Origin of the sequence: Streptomyces sp. NBC_01261, assembly GCF_036226385.1 — a bacterium.
In the GTDB taxonomy this organism is placed as follows: Bacteria; Actinomycetota; Actinomycetes; order Streptomycetales; family Streptomycetaceae; genus Streptomyces.
In genome coordinates, this window is sequence record NZ_CP108463.1 from 1,485,537 (window position 1) to 1,504,665 (window position 19,129).

Sequence of the window (19,129 nt, forward strand, 5' to 3'; positions counted from 1 at the left end):
ATCGTTCCTCCCTGTGTTCGTTTGTTACGACCGGCCAACGATGAGGAGGCCGTGCGGTGTCTAGCCTGCCGAAGGACCGGACCGACCCCCCGCCACCCGTGCCACGTCCGCCTCCACCTCGGCCCGGTCGAGACCCTCGTCCCTCGCGTACTCGTCGGCGGCGGACTGCATGTCGCGGGCGAGGTCGCGCCAGGCCCGCCAGGCGGTCTCGTAGATGTCGGTCTCGGCCTCGGTCCAGGACTCGTGGGCGGGGGCTCCCAGGGAGTCCCGCATCTCCTGGACCCGGGCGCGTGCCGCCTGGGCCGCGCGGTGCTTCTCGACCAGTTCTTCGAAGGTGTGTGCCACAAGCACGCACCCCATCACGGTGGACCCGCGCAACCGTCCCGACCTGCCGCTGCGTGCCCGAACAGGCACCCGTGCGGCGGTCAAGGCAGGGGACTACCGGTCGAGTGCGATCTCGGCCCACACCTGTTTGCCGCCGCTGACCGGCACCGTGCCCCAGGCCGCCGACATGGCCTCGACGAGGAGGATGCCCCGGCCGCCGGTGGCCTCCCAGCCGATGCTGGTCGGTTTGACCGGGGTGCGCGGCGAGGAGTCGGCGACGGCGACGCGGAACCGCCGGTTGACGAGGGTGAGGTCGAGGCGGACCGGCCCGTCGGTGTGCACCAGGGCGTTGGTGACCAGCTCGGAGACCACGAGCAGGATGGTGTCGGTCTCCTCGGTGACACCCCAGGTGCGCAGGGTGCGCCTGGTGAAGCGGCGCGCGTGCCGGGCGGCCTCGGGGACGCGCCACACCGTCCAGTTCTCCCGGCGCGGGCGGGTCGCCAGGCCGTCGTAGCGCATGAGGAGGAGGGCTACGTCGTCCTCGCGGCGGGCGTTGCCGAGCAGCGCGTCGGCGACGAGGCCCAGGTGGGCGGGGTCGGAGACGGCGAGGCCGTGGGCGAGGCGGTCGAGGCCCTCGTCGATGTCGGCCTCCTTGGACTCCACGAGGCCGTCGGTGGTCAGGGCGACGACCGTGCCGGGCTGGAGCCGCAGCGGGCTCATGGGGAAGTCGGCCTGGGTCACCACGCCGAGCGGTGGTCCGCCGTCCGCGTAGGGGATCTCGGTGCTGCCGTCCGGGTGGCGCAGGACGGGCGGGAGATGGCCGGCCCGCACGTACCAGGCGGAACCTTCCTCCAGGTCGACGTCGACGTAGCAGCAGGTGGCGAAGAGGTCGGTCTCCAGGTCGATGAGGAGACGGTTGGCGTGCGAGACGACGACGTCGGGCGGGTGTCCCTCGACGGCGTAGGCGCGCAGCGCGGTGCGCATCTGGCCCATGAGGGTGGCGGCGCCCGCGTTGTGGCCCTGGACGTCGCCGATGACGAGGGCGACGTGGTTGTCGGGCAGCGGGATCACGTCGTACCAGTCGCCGCCGACCTCAAGCCCGGCCGTGGTCGGCAGATAGCGGGCCACGGCGACCGCGCCGGGCAGGGTGGGCAGGCGGCGCGGCAGCAGCTGGCGCTGGAGCATGCCGACGAGTTCGTGCTCGGCGTCGAAGGCGTGGGCGCGCATCAGGGCCTGCCCCGCGAGGCCGGCGGAGGCGGTGAGCAGGGCGCGTTCGTCGGGCCCGAAGACGTGCGGGGCGTCCCAGCCGATGAGGCAGGCACCGGACACCCGGCCGCCCGCGGACAGCGGCAGGACGGCGAGGCCGCCCGGGCCGACCTCGGCGAGGGCGGGTTCCAGGTCGGTGCCCGCGGGCCAGATCGCGGCGCGGCCCTCGCGCAGCGCGGCGGCGAGGGTGGGCATCGTGCGCACCGGTGCGTCGGGCCACTCGCTGCGCCACTCCAGGCGCCACAGCTCGGGCCATGCCTCCGGTTCGGGCGGGTCGAGAACGGTGACGACGAGGCGGTCGCCCTCCAGTTCGGCGAGCGCGATCCGGTCGGCGCGCAGCGGTTTGCGGAGGGCGGCGACCACGGCCTGGCTGACGTCGCGGACCGTGCCGGCCATGGCGAGGGCGGCGGCGAGGCGCTGGACGCGGGCCACGTCGTTGACGCCGGAGCGGAGCTGGGAGGCGGCGCCGACGGTGCCGACGAGGCGGGCGGGGCGGCCGTCGCCGCCGGGCAGGAGCCGCCCGCGCAGCCGCAGCCACTTCGGTGTTCCCGAGGGCTGCAGGACCCGGAACTCCAGTTCACGGTCGCCGATGGCCATGTGGTCGGCCTCGACGACGGACATCAGCGAGGGCAGATCCTCCGGCACGGTCATCCCCAGCAGGGTCTCGACCTTGCCGTCGAAGTCGCCGGGGCCGAGCCCGAACAGCTCCAGGACGTCGCCGCCGACCTCGACCCGCCCGGTGTCCATGGCCAGGTCGAACGCGCCCGCGGCCACGTCCTCGCCCGCCACCGACTCGGCCGGTACCGGGATCGCGACCGCCTCGGCGATCAGCGCGAGGCACTCCCGGTCCTCGGCGCCGAAGCCGTCCGGGCGTTCCCCGACCGCGAGCAGACAGCCGCCGCCCCGGTCGCCGCGCACGGGCAGCGCCGCCAGATGGAACTCCCCCGACGGCAGCCGTCGCGCGTCGAAGCCGGCGGCCAGCTCCTCGGGGCCGAGCCACACCGCGCGCCCGCCCCGCCGCACCTCGGCGACCGGTGATCCCCCGGCCGCCGGATAGCCGTCCCGCAGCCCGTACAGCGTCCTGGGCACCCCGACCGACTCGACCAGGCACAGCAGGTCGGCGCCGTCACCGGGTGTGTACACCCCGGCGAAGCTCGCACCGGCGAACACGAGGGCCTGTTCGAGGACACGACGCAGCCGTTCGCGGGGATCGAGATCGACGGTGAGCGTCTTGAGGGCAAGTTCGGCACGCGACGTTCGCGTTCCGCGTCCCTCAGCGCCCTCACTGACCACGTCCGCAATTACAGCGCTTATGCGCCGACTGCGCAGCCCCTGTGACCGTTCCGTGGAGATGAGGGTCCGTATGGCCCTCTTCCGACTCGAAAGGTGCCGAACAAGTCTTCACCCATGCGTTCCGCACGGGGATCTCGTGACAGGCGTGACTGTCCGCGACCGTCGCCCGGCTGACAGATTCGAGCCGGGCCACGAAGGGGGACGACCATGGACAAGCGGTACGAGGTGTACGCGCTCGCCGACCGGCACTTCTACGAGACACCGGACCGCCTGTCCGCAGACGGCACGGGCACCGCCGCGCCCCTGTTCGACACGGCGGGCCGCGAGGTCCCCGAGGGCTGGAGCTCGGCCCGCATCGGCGACTGGCTGACGCTGACCCCGCTCGACGACGACGGCGGCCCCTTGCCCGGCCCTGCCCAGGGCTGGAAGATCCACGCCTCGGCCACCCGGGTAAACGCGGACCGCGTCGCCGCCCTCGTCTGGGACTACTGCGTCCCGCGCCGCATCCCGTTCAAGTTCGTGCCGGGCCCGCACTTGCTCCACCTGCGCAACGCGAAGTACGCGGGCCGCGACACCAGCGGCAAGTTCGTCACGGTCTACCCGTCCCACGAGGACCGACTCCACGAGATCCTGAGCGAGTTGGGCAAACTCCTGGAGGGCTTCGAGGGCCCGTACATCCTCACCGACCTCCGCTGGTACGACGGCCCGCTCTACGTCCGCTACGGCGCCTTCGCGCGCACCTTCGTCGTCGACGAGCGGGGCTCGCTGGTACCGGCGGTACGGGACGGCGCGGGGCGGTCGGTGCCGGACCGGCGGGCGCCGTCCTTCCAGGTCCCGGAGTGGGTGACGCTGCCGGCGTTCCTGGAGCCGCACCTCGCGGCACGCAACACCACGACGGTGGGCGAACTGCCGTACCGCATCGAGAAGGCGCTGCACTTCTCGAACGGTGGCGGGGTGTACACGGGCACCGACACCCGGGACGGGCGCAAGGTCGTCCTCAAGGAGGGGCGGCCGCACGCGGGGCTCGCCTCGGACGGTGCCGACGCGATCGCCCGGCTGGAACGGGAGAAACTGGCGCTGGAGCGGGTCGCCGGGACCGGGGTGGTGCCCGAGGTGCGGGACTGGTTCCTGCTGGGTGAACACCGGTTCCTGGTCATGGACTTCGTCGAGGGGCGCCCCCTCAACTCCTTCTTCGCGGAACGGCATCCGCTGCTCACCCCGGACCCCGACCCGGACGCGGTGGCCACGTACACGGCGTGGGCGCTGAGGATCCACGCGGCGGTCGAGCGGGCGATGGAGGCGGTGCACGCGCGCGGGATCGTCTTCAACGACCTGCACATCTTCAACGTCATCGTCGCGCCCGACGAGGAGTCCGTGTTCCTCATCGACTTCGAGGCGGCGGCCCCGGCCGAGGAGAACGGCCGCCAAGTCGTCGCCCACCCGGGCTTCTTCGCCCCGCCGGACCGCAGGGGCGTCGCCGTCGACCGGTACGCGCTGGCCTGTCTGCGGCTCGCCCTGTTCCTGCCGGTGACCACGCTGTTCGTGGTGGACCGCGGCAAGGCGGCACATCTGGCCGAGGTGATCGCGGGCCAGTTCCCGGACGTGCCAGGGGAGTTCCTGGACAAGGCGGTCGCGGAGATCACCCGGGGCACGAGCACGGTCGCTCCGGCCTTCGTACGGCCCGGCGACTGGCCCTACAGCCGCGACTCGATGGTCAAGGCGATCCTCGCCTCCGCGACCCCGGACCGGGACGACCGCCTTTTCCCGGGCGATGTCGCCCAGTTCTCGGACGGCGGTGGCCTCGGCCTGGCGCACGGCGCGGCGGGCGTGTTGTACGCGCTCGACGCGACCGGCGCCGACCGCTACGAGGAGGGCGAACGCTGGCTCCTGGACCGCACCGCCCCGCCCCCGATCGGCACCCCGCTCGGCCTGTACGACGGACTCGCCGGGGTCGCCCACGTGCTCGACCGCCTCGGCCACCGCCAACGCGCCCTCGACCTGATCTCCGGCATCCTCGCCGAACGCTGGCAGAACCTCTCCTCCGACCTGCACGGCGGCCTGGCCGGCCTCGGCCTGGTCCTGGGCCAACTGGCCGCAGACACAGGCGAGTCGGAGCTGCGCGAGCGGGCGGCGGAGGCCGCGGACCTCCTCGTACGACGCCTCGCGGAACCGCGCCCCACCACGCCCCGGCGGCGCGCCGGACTGCTGCGCGGCGCGAGCGGTCCCGCGCTGTTCCTGCTGCGGCAGTACGAGTTGACGGGCGACCGGCGGTTGCTCGACGCGGCAACTGACGCCCTGCGCAGGGACCTTGAGTGCTGCGTCGTGCAGCGTGGTGGCGGCCTGGAGGTGGACGAGGGCTGGCGGACGCTGCCGTACCTCGGCGACGGGAGCGTGGGCGTGGGCATGGTCCTCGACGACCTCCTGACCCAAGTCGACGACGAGACCGAGGAGTTCGAGCGCGCCCGCGCAGGCATCCTCACCGCGGCCACCTCCCGCTTCTACGCGCAGCCCGGTCTCTTCCAGGGCCGCGCGGGGATGATCCTGCACCTCGCCCGGACGACCGCGCCGGGCGCCGACGCCCACAGGCTCGCCGAACAGGTCGCGGGACTCGGCTGGTTCGCGATGTCGTACGAGGGCCAACTCGCCTTCCCCGGGCACCAGATGATGCGGCTGTCCATGGACCTGGGCACCGGAACCGCAGGCTGCCTGCTCGCGCTCGGCGCGGCCTTCGGCGATGCCGGGTCCATGCCGGGGCTGCCCTTCCTGCCGCCGCTTCGGCGGCCCACTCAGCGCGGCTCCGCGAACTGACGGAGTCGTGACACCACCCCGTCCCCACAACGAAAGGACTTCTCATGGCACTTCTCGACCTGCAGACGATGGAATCCGACGAGCACAACGACGGCGGCGCGAGCACCGTCAGCCTGCTCTCCTGCGTCAGCGCCGCGAGCATTCTGCTCTGTCTCTGACGCCACGGTGAACCCACGGCTCCGGGCGGCCCCCTCCCACGAGGGGAGGGCCGCCCGGGGTCCACGTCACGTCACCCCGAGGGGCCGCCGCATGACGACGCACGCCGAGGGCGACCCGGTGAACGACTCGCTGCTCCGGTCGGCCGTCCGCGCCGCCGGGGTGCGCTGCGTGGCGCTGGGCGCGGTCAGTACGGCGTCCACGGCGGCGGCGCTGCTGCTGCCCGCCGTGCTGGGCCGAACCCTGGACCACCTGCTGGCGCATGCCCCGGCGGCGCGTTGGGTGTGGGGGTGCGCGGGGCTGGTGCTGCTGATCGGAGTGCTGGACGCGTGCGGGACGGTGCTCGGCGGTACGGTCACGGCCGGTTCGACGGCGTGGCTGCGCCGACGCGTCACCGGGCACGTACTGGCTCTCGGCCCGCGCGCCAACTCCCTTTTCGGAGCAGGGGAGTTGGTGGCCCGACTGGTGGGCAACGCCGCGCAGGCCGGGACGGCGCCGGGTGCGGTGGCCGCGCTGCTCGCGGCACTGGCGGGGCCGGTCGGGGGCGTGGTCGCGCTGGCGTTGATCGACCCGTGGCTGGCGGCCGTGTTCCTCGCCGGGGCTCCGATTCTCACCTTCCTCCTACGCGCCTTCGCCCGGGACACCTCGGAGTGCGTGACGCGCTACCAGCAGATCCAAGGCCGGATAGCGTCGGCGCTCGCGGAGGCGATGGGCGGCTTCCGCACGATCCAGGCGGCGGGTACGGCGGACCGCGAGACGGCCCGGATCCTGCGACCGCTGCCCGAACTCTCCCGTGCGGGCCACCGCATGTGGCGGGTACAGGGACGGGCCGCGGCGCGGGCGGTCACCGTGGCGCCCCTCCTCCAACTCGCCGTCGTCGCCGTGGCGGGCCACCTGCTGACCAGACACCGCCTGACGGTGGGCGAGGTGCTGGCCGCGTCGCGGTACGCGGTGCTGGCGACCGGCGTAGGCGTCCTCGTCGGCCAACTGTCGGGCCTGCTGCGCGCGAAGGCGGCCACGCAGCGCCTGGCCGACATCCTGACCGAACCGGCCCCCGTCCACGGACACCGTCAACTCCAGCCGGGATCGGGCCACTTGGAGCTGCGCGGTGTCACGGCCCGGCACGGCGAACGCACCGTACTGGACGGCATCGACCTGGTGATCCCCGGCGGTACGACCCTCGCCGTCGTCGGCCGCTCCGGCGCCGGCAAGTCGCTCCTCGCGGCGATCGCGGGCCGCCTGACCGACCCGGACGCGGGCGTGGTCCTCCTCGACGGCGTCCCGCTCCACGCCCTGAGCCACGCCGCGCTCCGCGACGCGATCGGCTACGCCTTCGACCGTCCGACCCTGCTCGGCACGACGATGGAGGACACGATCGCGTTCGGCCTACGCTCCCCGTCCCCCGCCCGGGTCCGGGAGGCGGCGGGAAAAGCCCACGCGGACGCGTTCATCCGCCGCCTCCCCCACGGCTACGCCACCCCCGTGGCCGACGCCCCCCACTCCGGCGGCGAGTCCCAACGCCTGGGCCTGGCAAGGGCGTTCGCTCATCCGGGCCGCGTCCTGATCCTCGACGACGCCCTCTCCAGCCTCGACACCATCACGGAACACCACATCACGAACTCCCTCACCGGCCCCGCCTCCACAGGCACCCGCCTCCTCATCGCCCACCGCGCGGCTACGGCGGCCCGCGCGGACCTGGTGGCGTGGTTGGACGGGGGGCGGGTGCGGGCGGTGGGGACGCATACGGAGTTGTGGGGGGTGGCGGGGTATCGGGGGGTGTTCGGGGAGGGGGATGAGATCGGCTTGGGAGTGGAGGGATCAGGGGGTGCGGGGAGGGGCTTGCGTGGAGGGGCTCGGGGCGCAGAGGGCGGGGCGGGCTGATGTCCGGTGGGGAGGGGGCACCGATGCCGGGCGGGGAGGATCGGGCGGGCGGACGGAGCGGGCCGATGTCGAACGAGGACGATCGGGTCTGCCAGAGGGCACCCACCTGCCACGACGACATCGGCGGTCACCCGGAACCGAACCCGCCGCCGGACCTCGCGGAAGAGCTGACGGGGCGAGGGCCCGGGGAACATCGGCGCGATGGCGCGGCCGAGACCGGACGACATACCGGGTCGGAGGACGACGGCGGTGGTGGCCGTAGGCGCGGCCTCCGTGGTCTACGCGGGCGACGACAGAACCCGGCGCCGCCCGACACCGAGCCGACGGAGACCCGCCTCCGCACCCGCCGGCACCGCCCTTTCCGCCATCGGCAACAACAGGAGCCGACACCGCTCGATGCCCACCCGAACGAGACCGCGCGACCCACCGAGCCCCACACCGACAGCGGCGCCCCTCGGCGCAGCCTGCGCTTCCCTCACCGGCGGCAGGAATCCACGCCGCCCGAAGTCCGGTCTGCAGAGACCATGCCGTCCCCCGAGTCCCACGACAGAGGCAGCACCCCCCAGCGCGGCCTCAGCTTCCTGCGCGGACGACGGCAGGACTCGGTGCGGCCCGATACCGAGTCGGCGGACACCTGGCGACGCACCGCGCCCCCGCGCCCCGTCCGGCCCCACAGCGGCAGCACCACCCCTCGGCGCGTCCTGCACGTCCTGCACGTCCTGCACCTGCGACGGCAGGTACCCGCGCAATCCGAAACCCGGTCGCCAGAGGCCACACCGCAAAAGACCACCCCACCGGACAACACCGCCACCATCCCTCGCCGCGGTCTCCGTTTCCTCCGCGCCCGCTGGACCGTCCTCGTGCGGCTGGGTTGCTGGTCCGTGCTGGAAACCGGGCAGACCTTCCTCGTCGGGTACGGGCTCGCCCGTGCGCTGGACGCCGGGTTTCTCGTCGGGCGGGGTGGGGTCGGGCTCGGGTGGCTCGGGGTGGCGGGAGTCGGGGTCGTCGTCGGGGCGTTCGGGACCGGGCGGGTCTATCGGGGTGTGGCCGATCTGGTCGAGCCGCTCCGGGACCTGCTCGTGCAGCGGGTCGTCGCGCGCGGGGTGCGGGAGGCGAACGGCGGAGCGTTGTCGGGGCTGACCCAGCAGGTGGAGCTGGCCCGGGACACCTTCGCGGGGCTGGTGATGGTGTCCCGGTCGTTCCTGTTCACCGCGGTGGGTGCGCTGGCAGGGCTCTTCTCACTCGACCCGCTGCTGCTTCTCGTCGTGGCGCCACCGCTCGTCGCCGGGGTGTGCCTGTTCACGGCGACCCTGCGTCCGCTGGCCCGGCGACAGGAGACCTTCCTCCTCGCCGATGAAGCCCTCGCCGACCGACTGGGCACCGTCTGCCCCGGCCTGCGGGACATCACGGCGGCCGGTGCCGAGGAACGGGTCGCCACCGACACCGGGCACCTCGTCGACGCCGAACTGCGTGCCGCCCGTTCACTGGCCCGCTGGGGCGTCCTGCGTGTGACGTCCCTGGCGATCGGCGGCCAGTTGCCGATCGTGCTGCTCCTCGCCACCGCCCCCTGGCTCCTCGACCACGGCGTCACCCCGGGCGGCCTGGTCGGCGCCCTCGCCTACGTCACCCAGTCCCTACTGCCCGCCCTCCAGAACCTGGTCCACGGCCTGGGCACGAGCGGCTCCCGCCTCGCGGTGGTCCTGCGCCGCCTGGCACCACCGTCGGCCTCCGGACCTCGATCCACGGTCCCCCACCTCTCCGCGCCGCCGGGCGAGCCCCTCCTTCGCGATGCCGACCCCGCCCTACCCCAAGGCACTCACCTGACCGTCGTAGACCCGAGCGGCACTCCGACCACCGTCACCCACCTCGCCTCACAACAGGCCGGCGAACCTGTCCACCTCCCCTTCCCTCAAGGCGCCCATCCCGCCCCACCACCAGCCGGCGAACCCGTCCCCGACAACCCCAGCCCCCCAGCCCTCTCCCTGGCCTCCGTCACCTTCGCCTACGGAACCGCCGGCGCCCCCGTCCTCCGCGACCTCACCCTCGCCCTCCCCCAAGGCGCCCACCTGGCCGTCGTAGGCCCGAGCGGCATCGGAAAATCCACGCTCACCGCCCTCGCCGCCGGACTGCTGAAGCCCGTGCGCGGCACGATCCGGATGTACGGGCAGCCGGTGTCCGAGACAGTCGCCCAGCGTGTGCTCATCCCGCAGGAGGCGTACGTCTTCAGTGGGACCCTCGCCGAGAACCTCGGGCATCTGCGGCCGGACCCGTTACCCCAGGCGGAACTGCTCGCCGCGGCCGACGCCGTCGGGCTCTCCCCACTGCTCGACGCCCTCGGCGGGCCCGACTCCCCCGTCGACCCGGCCGCGCTGTCCGCCGGCGAGCGGCAGCTGATCGCGCTCACCCGGGCCTACCTCTCGTACGCCCCGCTCGCCCTCCTCGACGAGGCGACCTGCCATCTCGACCCGGAGGCGGAGGAACGCGCGGAGCGTGCCTTCGCCCGGCGGGAGCGGAGCGGCGGCGCGTTGGTCGTCGTGGCGCATCGGATCAGTTCGGCGCGGCGGGCCGGGCGGGTGCTGGTCATGGACGGGCGGGAGACCGCGCTCGGCACGCACGAGGATTTGCTCCGTCGCTCTGCGCTCTATCGGGAACTGGTGGGCCACTGGTCGTCAGAGCCAGCCCTCGCCCTGCGAGATACGGATCGCGTCGATGCGGTTGCGGGCCCCGGTCTTGCGGGTGATGGCAGCCATGTAGTTGCGCACGGTCCCGTGGGACAGGTGCAGGCTCCCGGCGATCTCCGCGACGGAGGCGCCCTCGGCGGCCAGGGTTAACACGCTCAGCTCTCTGCGGGTCAGCGGCATCTCCGCGGCCTTGAGGAATCCGAAGCCCAGCGAGTCGTCAACGAAACGTTTCCCCGCTGCGACGCGCCGGATGGCGTGCACCAGCCGGTCCGGTGGGCTCGCCTTGTCGACATACCCGAGCGCACCCTCGTCCAGCGCGCGTTTCAGCAGGCCGGGGCGGTGCGCGGTGGCCAGGACGAGGAGGCCGGGCGGGGTGGGGCCGGTGCCGCGCGGGCCCACTTCGCCGAGTGGCGGGATTCCGTACGCGTCGTCGCAGTCGAGGTCCGCCGCGCAGACGTCCGGCCGTACGGACCGGACGCGACCGGGTGCGGTGTGCCACGGGGTGTCCCAGACCCCGAGGCCCGGTTCGCGGCGGAGCCATTCCGCCAGGACCGATCGCACCAGACACGCGTCGTGCACCAGAAGTAGCCGGATCACTGCCGTCCCCTCAATTCGGACCTGCCCGGCGGGTCATGCCGCGGACGCGGGGTCCGGCACTGATCAGGCACCGCCGGTTTCCCGCGACCTGATCCGCCGGACAGGCCCTGACCGTTCGCCGGTTTCTCGGTGGTTACGCGTGTTCCCCATTGTTCGCGACCGTGACCGCGCGCGGGCCCGGAGTTCTGGCCAACAGGGTGCGCGGGGGCGCGCGCGGGGCGCCCGTACGCCGCCGCGCGCTTCGATTCGGGAGGTATACGACGGGGTGTTCGGGGTACGTCCGACCGCTTCACCGCACGGGAACTATCTCGCTCGCCGTGCGCGTCGAGCCCCCAGGGTGGAGCCTGATCACTGGGACCAGGACCGCGCGGCCGTACGAGGAGGTGGTCGGCGTGTCCGACGGGCAGGTGTCCCGGCAGGCGCCGGTCGGGCGGCCGATGCTGTCTCTCGCGCTGGCCGCGATGATGGACGCCGTCCACGCGCACGCGGGCGCGGTGTATCTGCTGACGCCCGACGAGCCGGTGCTGGAGATGGCGGTGATGGCCGGGCTGCCGCGCGCCTTCGCGGCGCCCTGGGAGCGGGTCGGGCTGAGCGCGCCGATCCCGGTCGCCGAGGCGGTGCGCGAGCGGCGGCTGATCTGGGTCGGCGGCGAGGAGGACATGGCCCGCCGCTATCCCCGTATCGCGGTCGTGCTGCCGTACCCCTTCGCACTGGCCGCCGTGCCCGTGGCCACGGCGGCCAGGGTCTACGGCTCGGTCTTCGTGACCTGGCCCGGTTCGCATCCGCCGGTGCTCTCCGACCGGGACCGCGACCAGCTGACCACCGCCTGCGACCGGCTCGCGCTGCGGCTGGAGCGTGCCGTCGAGGATCGGCACCCGGTGCGCGCGGAGCCCGATCTGCTCGCCACCGGGCCCGCGTCGAGCGTGGCCGGAACGCTGGGCACGGTCGAGGCGGCACGGATGGTGGCCCGACTGCCGTACGGGCTGTGTTCGCTGGACCTGCACGGGCGGGTCGGCTTCGCGAACGCGGCGGCCGGGGAGCTGCTCGGCATGTCGGTGAGCGCTCTGCTCGGCACCCAGCTGTGGGCGGCGGTGCCGTGGCTCAACGACCCGGTGTACGAGGACCGTTACCGTGCCGCGCTGCTCAGTCAGCAGGTCACGTCGTTCGTGGCGCTGCGGCCGCCCGGCGAGTGGCTGTCGTTCCGGCTGTATCCGAACACGACCGGGCTGAGCGTACGGATCAGCCGGGCGCGGGCGGTCACGGAGCTGAGCCGGGCGGCACCAAAGCCGGGGGAAGGGCCGTCGCGCCTGGTGACCATCTCGCAGGTGCTGAGCCTGGCCGGGGCGCTCACCGAGGCGGTCGGGGTGGAGGACGTGGTGCAGCTGATCGCGGACGAGATCGCCCCGGCCGTGGGCAGTCGGGCGCTGGTGGTGCTCGGTTCGCAGGGCGGGCGACTGCATGTGCTGGGGCACCGCGGCTACGCGGACCCGCATGTCGTGGAGCGCTTCGACGGGATGGCGCTCAACGGGTCGACACCGGGGACGGTCGCGCTGAACAGCGGTGTGCCCGCGTTCTTCGACTCCCGGCAGGAGCTGGAACGGCTGTATCCGAGCCGGCTCACGACCCCCGACGGCTTCGCGGCCTGGGCGTATCTCCCGCTGATCGCGTCCGGACGCCCGGTCGGCACCTGTGTGCTGGCCTACGGCGAGCCGCATGTCTTCCCCGCGGACGAGCGGGCCGTGCTGACGAGTCTGGGCGGCCTGATCGCGCAGGCGCTGGAGCGGGCGCTGCTCTACGACGCGAAGAACCAGCTGGCGCACGGGTTGCAGGAGGCGCTGCTCCCGCACTCGTTGCCGCCGCTGCCGGGCATCGAGGCCGCCGCCCGCTATCTGCCGGCCACTCAGGGCATGGAGATCGGCGGCGACTTCTACGACCTCGTGACCTCCGAGGGACTCGCGGCCGTGATCGGTGACGTACAGGGGCACAACGTGACCGCGGCCGGGCTGATGGGCCAGATCCGGACCGCCGTCCGCGCGTACACGACGGTCGGTCAGGCGCCGGAGGAGGTCATGCGCAGCACCAACCGGCTGCTGATCGACCTCGGGTCCGAACTCTTCGCGAGCTGTCTGTATCTACGGCTGGATCCCGCGCGCGGTACGGCCGTGATGGCCCGCGCCGGGCATCCGCCGCCGTTGCTGCGCCGCCCCGACGGGCGGGTGCGGGTGCTGGACCTGGCGGGCGGTCCGCTGCTGGGCATCGACGCGAATGCCGTCTATCCGACGACAGAGGTCGATCTCGCGCCCGGTTCCGTCCTCGCCCTCTACACCGACGGGCTCATCGAGTCGCCCGGCGTCGACATCGAGGACGCCCTGGCCGAACTGGGCCAACGCCTCGCAGCGGCCGGGGACTTGCCGCTGGAGGAGATCGCCGACGAACTGGTGCGGCACAGTGCCGCCGCACAGGAGCGGATCGACGACGTGGCGCTGCTTCTGCTGCGGGCCCGGGAGCCGGGACCGGATCAACTGACGTGAACGCAGGGCGGTCCGGCCCTCCCGCCGGAGGGCCGGACCGATCCACCGCCGACCTTTGGAAGGGGTCGGATCAGTGGTTCGAGGTGAGCGAGGAGCCGTCGTCGGCCCCGTTGCCGGTGTTCTGGCCGGTGCCGCTCTGGTCCTCGCCGGTGCCGGTGCCGTCCGTCGCGGACGGGTCGACGGCGCCGGACTGGTCACCGGTGCCGTCGGTCGCGTTCGGGTCCACGGCGCCGGACTGGTCGCCCGTGCCATCGGTCGCGGACGGGTCGGCGGCGGTCGCCGACGGGTCCGCCGTGGCGGTGTCGTCGCCCGCGCCGGCACCCGCGCCCGCGTCGCCGAGGGTGGCACCGGTCGCCGTCAGCGCGGCGGTGACCGGCTGGAAGAAGGTCTCGCCGCCGGCGGTGCAGTCGCCGCTGCCGCCGGAGGTGAGGCCGACCGCGCCGCCGTCCTGGGTGAAGAGCGAGCCGCCGCTGTCACCCGCCTCGGCGCAGACGTCCGTCTGGATGAGGCCGTTGACGGTGTCGACACCGTTGGGGTCGGTCTCGCTCTGGAAGTTGACCGTCGCGTCGAGGCCGGTGACCGAGCCGTCGTGCAGACCGGTGGTGGAGCCCATGCGGAAGACCTGGGTGCCGACCGTGGCGTCCTCGGCCTGGGTGATCTGGACGGTCTGGCCGTTGCCCACGTTGACGTCGCTGGTGGTCTGCGTGGCCGGGTCGTCGTACTTCACGAGGGAGAAGTCGTTGCCGGGGAACGTGGCCTGGTCGACCGTGGCGATCGGTTGGCCGTCCTGCGAGTCGGACCACTGCTTCGCCGCGACACCGCAGTGTCCGGCGGTCAGGAAGGCGGGGGTGCCGTCGCTCGCGGTGACGTTGAAGCCGAGGGAGCAGCGCACGCCGCCCTGGTCGGTCTGGGCGAAGATGGCGTCGCCGCCCGAGACCAGCGTCTTGAAGGAGCCCGCGGTCTTCTTGACGGTGGCCATGCTGGTGCCGAGGCTCTTGACCGTCGACAGCACGGTGTCCCACTTGGTGCCCGTGACGGTGCTGTCCGCGAGGACCTGGATCTTGTTGGTCTTCGGGTCGACCGACCAGGCGGTGCCGGGGACGGTCGCCTTGGTCTTCAACACCTTCGCGGCGGCGCTGAGTTCGGCGGTGCTGTTCTGCACCTCGCGCACCTTGGCGCCGGCCTTCTCCGCCTGCACGACCACGTTGTTGTTGTCGCCCGGGATCACGTTGACGACGAGCTGCTGGGTGGCACTGTCGTAGTAGGACCCGGCGAAGGCGTCACCCAGCAGTCCGGCGAGCTGCGAGGAGAGGTCGGAGGCGCCCGTCGCCTTGAGGGTCTTGGGGGTGGCGGCGCCTGCCGAGTTGTCCTGGGACGCGTTGGCGTTCGGCAGCAGGATCGCCGCCGCTCCGAGAGCTGCGACACCTCCGACGGCTATGACGGCCTTGCGCTTCGGAATTCGCTTGTGACTCAAACTGCTCGACCTCCTGGGGACCGGGGTCTGTGCCGCCGGGGCGGCGGCTTATGGGGGGCGCCTGGATGCCCGTTGATACGCACGTGTCACGTGGGCCGTTCAATTCCGTTTCTCAACTTCCTTTGCGAAACCACGAATCGGCCATGTGCAAGCCCTGACCCGGCGGGGGTACGAAGCGGCTGCGGGCCAGTGCCCACGGCATATCGGCCCCTGTCCGTCCGGCGCGCGGCGAGCGGGCGGATGTCTTGATCGAATCGGTGCCGCCCAAACCTGCCTGTGCGGGTGGGCAGTTCACACGCTCCTGATCCATGGTTGGCCGGCTCCCGAACCGACACGGAACGCGACCGGTCGGCGACCGTCCGTCGAGAACAGCGGACAGAATCCTCGCTTCAGGGAATCTGCACAGCGCGTACCCAACGAAGTCACCGGCCTCCACGGATCTGCACATGCACACGCTCCCTGCAACGCCTTTGGTGGGGAGTGCCCGATTCCGCTTCGGTGCCGCAAGCCCTCCCGCGGAACGATGCCGTGCAGCGTGTGAAGAAGTCGCCGACACCTCGTGCCCACGCCTGCACGGTTCGCGGCTCCTGGGGCTCAAGTGCCCTGGTGGGACAGGAGTTTGATTGGCTGCGTCCGCCCGCAGCGTGCTTTGATCCATCGCACCGCAGGAGCCACGAGGGCTCCGGAAACGGCGCCCGGCGCCTGCGGTCGCGGCCGTCGTCTGTCCCCCAGAGGGGGCCGCTCCCCCCTTGTGAATATCCATATGAAGGGAAGTTCCCCCATGAACTCCACCCCCCAGGTCCAGACCGTCGAGATCTCCGACGCCGAGCTCGACAACGTCTCCGGTGGTCTGTCCGTGAACGCCCTCGGCTCCGTCACCAACCTGGTCGACGGCGTTGTCCCGGTCTCCGGCCTGGTCGACTCGGTCATCGGCACGGTCGAGGGCACCACCGGCCTGAACGTGGCCCCGGTCACGGGCCTGGTCGCCGGTCTCTGACCGCACCTTGTTCCACCGAGTCCCGGAGCCGTCTCCCGGCTCCGGGACTCTCGGGTCGCCGTAGAAGATCTCTCCCCCAGGTGAGGGAAGTCCCGTGCAGTTCCGCCAACAGGCCCTCGCCAAGCTCCAGTCGCCCGAAGAGCTCGATCTTCCGGTGCGCTTCGCGCGTCCGCAGGGCTGGCTCGTGCTCTCCGTGACGGTGGCCGTGGTGGCCGCCGCGTCCGTGTGGGCGGTGACCGGTTCGGTGGCCTCGACCGTCAACGCGTCCGCCATCCTCACGCACGGAGAGGGCAGTTACATCCTCCAGAGCCCGGTGGCAGGTCAGGTGACCGCCGTCCTCGCCCGGGAGGGTGACCGGCTGCCCGCCAACTCCCCTGTCCTGAAGGTCCGTTCGGGCGACGGCGACTCCGTCGTGCGCACGGTCGCCGCGGGCCGGATCACCGCGCTCGCCGCCACCATCGGCCAGATCATCCAGACCGGGGCGAACGTCGCCGCCGTCGAGAAGGTCGCGCACGCCGCCGACCCGCTGTACGCGACGGTGTACGTGCCCGCCGAGAACGCGGCCTCCATCCCCGCGAACGCCGCCGTCGACCTGACCGTCCCGTCCGCTCCGACGCAGACGTACGGCGTGCTGCGCGGCCATGTGAAGGCGGTGGACCGGTCCGCCGAGTCGGCGCAGCAGATCTCCGCGTTCCTCGGGGACAGCCAGCTCGGCGAGCAGTTCACCAAGAAGGGCCGCCCGGTGGCCGTGCTGGTGAGGCTCGACAAGTCGGCACGGACGAAGAGCGGTTACAAGTGGTCGTCCCAGGACGGGCCCCCCTTCGCCCTCACCTCCATGACCATGGCCTCGGCCTCGATCCGGCTGGCCGATCAGCGCCCCCTCGATTGGCTGCTGCCATGAGCCCCGCACAGGACACCCGTTCGCGGCGCCGCTCCGCCCCGCCGGAACGCCCGGTCCCCAAGGGCCGTGCGAAGACGGTCCGTTCACCCACCGTCCTGCAGATGGAGGCCGTCGAATGCGGCGCCGCCTCCCTCGCGATGGTCCTCGGCTTCCACGGCCGCCACCTCCCGCTGGAGGAACTGCGCATCGCCTGCGGCGTCTCCCGGGACGGCTCGCGCGCCAGCAACCTCCTCAAGGCGGCGCGCAGTTACGGCCTCACGGCCAAGGGCATGCAGATGGACACGGCCGCCCTCGCCGAAGTGCGGTCCCCCGCCGTCCTGTTCTGGGAGTTCAACCACTACGTCGTCTACGACGGCATGGGGCGCCGCTTCGGCCGCCGCGGGGTGTACATCAACGACCCCGGCAAGGGCCGCCGGTTCGTGCCCATGGAGGACTTCGACGCCGGCTTCACCGGTGTCGTCCTCGTCATGGAGCCGGGCGACGGCTTCGAGAAGGGCGGGCGCAAGCCGGGTGTCCTGGGCGCGATGCCGGCCCGGCTGCGCGGCACCGCCGGCACGATGCCCGCCGCCGTACTCGCGAGTCTGCTGCTGGTGCTGGTCGGCGCGGCGATGCCCGCGCTCAGCCGGACCTACATCGACATGTTCCTGATAGGCGGTCAGACGTCCCTGCTGGGCGTCCTGTTCGCCTCGATGGGCACCTGCGTCCTGCTCACGCTGGCACTGACCTGGCTCCAGCAGGCGAACCTGCTGCACGGCCGCATCATCTCCTCCACGCTCTCCAGCGCCCGCTTCCTGCGCCATCTGCTGCGGCTGCCGGTGACGTTCTTCTCCCAGCGCAGCCCGGCCGACCTGGTGCAGCGCCTCCAGTCGAACGACGCCGTCGCCGAAACCCTGGCCCGCGACCTGTCGGCGGCGGGCGTGGACGCGGTGGTCGTGGTGCTCTACGCGTTCCTCCTCTATACGTACGACCCCCAACTCACCTATGTCGGCATAGGTGTTGCCCTGCTGAACGTGGTGGCGATGCGGGTCGTCATCCGGCTGCGCGCGACCCGTACCGCGAAACTGCGCGCCGACAGCGCACGGCTCACCAACACGGCATACACCGGGCTCCAGTTGATCGAGACGATGAAGGCGACCGGCGGTGAGGACGGCTACTTCCGCAAGTGGGCCGGACAGCACGCCACCACCCTGGAGGAACAGCAGCGGCTCGGGGTGCCGAGCGCCTGGCTGGGTGTGGTCGCCCCCACGCTCGCCTCCCTCAACAGCGCGCTGATCCTCTGGATCGGCGGTATGCGCGCGGTCGAAGGGCACATCTCCGTCGGCCTGTTGGTCGCCTTCCAGGCGCTCGTCACCCGCTTCACCGCGCCGATCACCCGGCTCAACGGCGTCGCGGGCCGCATCCAGGACTTCGCAGCCGACGTGGCCCGCCTCAAGGACGTCGAGAACTTCCAGGCCGATCCCCTCTACTCCCGTGCGGGCGGCGCCGATTCGACCCGCCGACTGCAGGGTCACGTCGAGCTGGAGAACATCACCTTCGGCTACAGCCCGCTCGACAAGCCACTGCTCACCGGCTTCGACCTGACGGTCGGCCCGGGTCAGCAGGTGGCGCTGGTCGGCGGTTCCGGCAGCGGCAAGTCGACGGTCTCCAGGCTGATTTCGGGCCTCTACACGCCCTGGGAGGGCGTGATCCGCATCGACGACCACCGGCTGGAGGACATCCCGCGCGGCGCGCTCGCCGCCTCCGTGTCCTTCGTCGACCAGGACGTGTTCCTCTTCGAGGGCTCGGTGCGCGACAACGTGGCGCTGTGGGACCCGTCGATCCCGGACGAGGCCGTGACGGACGCGCTGCGGGACGCGGCCCTGTACGACGTGGTCATGCGACGGCCCGGCGGCATCCACAGCCGGGTCGAGCAGGACGGCCGCAACTTCTCCGGCGGTCAGCGTCAACGCCTGGAGATCGCACGGGCGTTGGTGCGCAGGCCCAGCATCCTGGTGCTGGACGAGGTGACGAGCGCCCTGGACGCGGAGACCGAGCTGGTCGTGATGGACAACCTGCGCAAGCGCGGCTGCGCCTGCGTGGTGATCGCCCACCGGCTCAGCACCGTGCGGGACAGCGACGAGATCGTCGTCCTCGAACACGGGACGATCGTGGAACGCGGGCGGCACGACGCCCTGGTGGCGGCCGGCGGCGCGTACGCCACGCTGGTCAAGGAGCGCTGAG

Annotated in this window: 11 protein-coding genes and 1 pseudogene; 8 read left to right on the top strand and 4 right to left on the bottom strand. The window is 72.4% G+C overall.

The genetic code is table 11. The annotated features are described in order from the left end of the window. Positions 1-60: 60 nt before the first annotated feature. Together OG226_RS06530 and OG226_RS06535 are read right to left on the bottom strand one after the other, a co-directional pair. Complete coding sequence (locus OG226_RS06530; protein ID WP_328675763.1) at positions 61-345, bottom strand: hypothetical protein; 285 nt, start codon at positions 343-345, stop codon at positions 61-63. A 93-nt stretch (positions 346-438) separates the two neighbouring features. Continuing rightward, positions 439-2,883, bottom strand: a complete 2,445-nt coding sequence (locus tag OG226_RS06535; protein ID WP_329348269.1) for a SpoIIE family protein phosphatase — start codon at positions 2,881-2,883, stop codon at positions 439-441. A gap of 207 nt (positions 2,884-3,090) precedes the next feature. Between OG226_RS06535 and lanKC the strand changes: the two genes are divergently transcribed. The 4 genes and pseudogenes from lanKC to OG226_RS06555 form a co-directional block, all read left to right on the top strand. Next, positions 3,091-5,691, top strand: a complete 2,601-nt coding sequence (gene lanKC / locus OG226_RS06540; RefSeq protein WP_329348270.1) for a class III lanthionine synthetase LanKC — start codon at positions 3,091-3,093, stop codon at positions 5,689-5,691. A gap of 44 nt (positions 5,692-5,735) precedes the next feature. Further along, positions 5,736-5,849, top strand: a complete 114-nt coding sequence (locus OG226_RS06545) for a SapB/AmfS family lanthipeptide (protein WP_328675766.1) — start codon at positions 5,736-5,738, stop codon at positions 5,847-5,849. Positions 5,850-5,940: 91 nt separating this feature from the next. Then, positions 5,941-7,728, top strand: a complete 1,788-nt coding sequence (locus tag OG226_RS06550) for an ABC transporter ATP-binding protein (RefSeq protein WP_328675767.1) — start codon at positions 5,941-5,943, stop codon at positions 7,726-7,728. A gap of 1,184 nt (positions 7,729-8,912) precedes the next feature. Then, positions 8,913-10,169 (top strand): annotated as a pseudogene (locus OG226_RS06555) (ATP-binding cassette domain-containing protein); the annotation flags it as partial. A 228-nt stretch (positions 10,170-10,397) separates the two neighbouring features. Here the strand turns inward: OG226_RS06555 and OG226_RS06560 are convergent. Continuing rightward, positions 10,398-11,006, bottom strand: coding sequence for a response regulator transcription factor (locus OG226_RS06560; protein ID WP_328675768.1), 609 nt, complete (start codon positions 11,004-11,006; stop codon positions 10,398-10,400). Positions 11,007-11,389: 383 nt separating this feature from the next. Here OG226_RS06560 and OG226_RS06565 point away from each other — a divergent pair, with 383 nt between their 5' ends. Next, positions 11,390-13,537: a SpoIIE family protein phosphatase gene (locus OG226_RS06565; RefSeq protein ID WP_329353330.1), complete on the top strand. Its 2,148-nt coding sequence runs from the start codon at positions 11,390-11,392 to the stop codon at positions 13,535-13,537. Between the two features lie 70 nt (positions 13,538-13,607). Here OG226_RS06565 and OG226_RS06570 read toward each other — a convergent pair whose 3' ends face one another. Further along, positions 13,608-15,011 carry a S1 family peptidase gene (locus OG226_RS06570; protein WP_328675769.1) on the bottom strand — a complete coding sequence of 468 codons (1,404 nt, stop codon included), beginning with the start codon at positions 15,009-15,011 and terminating at the stop codon, positions 13,608-13,610. Positions 15,012-15,792: 781 nt separating this feature from the next. Here OG226_RS06570 and OG226_RS06575 point away from each other — a divergent pair. From OG226_RS06575 to OG226_RS06585, 3 genes are all read left to right on the top strand, one after another. Next, the gene (locus OG226_RS06575; protein ID WP_328675770.1) at positions 15,793-16,008 is read left to right on the top strand and encodes a type A2 lantipeptide; all 216 of its coding nucleotides are present in this window, start codon (positions 15,793-15,795) and stop codon (positions 16,006-16,008) included. A 94-nt stretch (positions 16,009-16,102) separates the two neighbouring features. Next, a complete protein-coding gene (locus OG226_RS06580) occupies positions 16,103-16,909 on the top strand; it encodes an HlyD family efflux transporter periplasmic adaptor subunit (protein ID WP_329348271.1) in 807 nt (268 codons plus the stop codon). After that, positions 16,906-19,128: an NHLP family bacteriocin export ABC transporter peptidase/permease/ATPase subunit gene (locus OG226_RS06585; protein ID WP_328675772.1), complete on the top strand. Its 2,223-nt coding sequence runs from the start codon at positions 16,906-16,908 to the stop codon at positions 19,126-19,128. The genes OG226_RS06580 and OG226_RS06585 overlap by 4 nt, the downstream gene beginning before the upstream one ends. Position 19,129 lies beyond the last annotated feature (1 nt).

Excerpts from the sequence above, each read along its gene's own strand:
- OG226_RS06550 (WP_328675767.1), top strand. The coding sequence starts at position 5,941 with ATGACGACGCACGCCGAGGGCGACCCGGTGAACGACTCGCTGCTCCGG.
- OG226_RS06575 (WP_328675770.1), top strand. The coding sequence starts at position 15,793 with ATGAACTCCACCCCCCAGGTCCAGACCGTCGAGATCTCCGACGCCGAG.
- OG226_RS06545 (WP_328675766.1), top strand. The coding sequence starts at position 5,736 with ATGGCACTTCTCGACCTGCAGACGATGGAATCCGACGAGCACAACGAC.
- OG226_RS06585 (WP_328675772.1), top strand. The coding sequence starts at position 16,906 with ATGAGCCCCGCACAGGACACCCGTTCGCGGCGCCGCTCCGCCCCGCCG.
- lanKC (WP_329348270.1), top strand. The coding sequence starts at position 3,091 with ATGGACAAGCGGTACGAGGTGTACGCGCTCGCCGACCGGCACTTCTAC.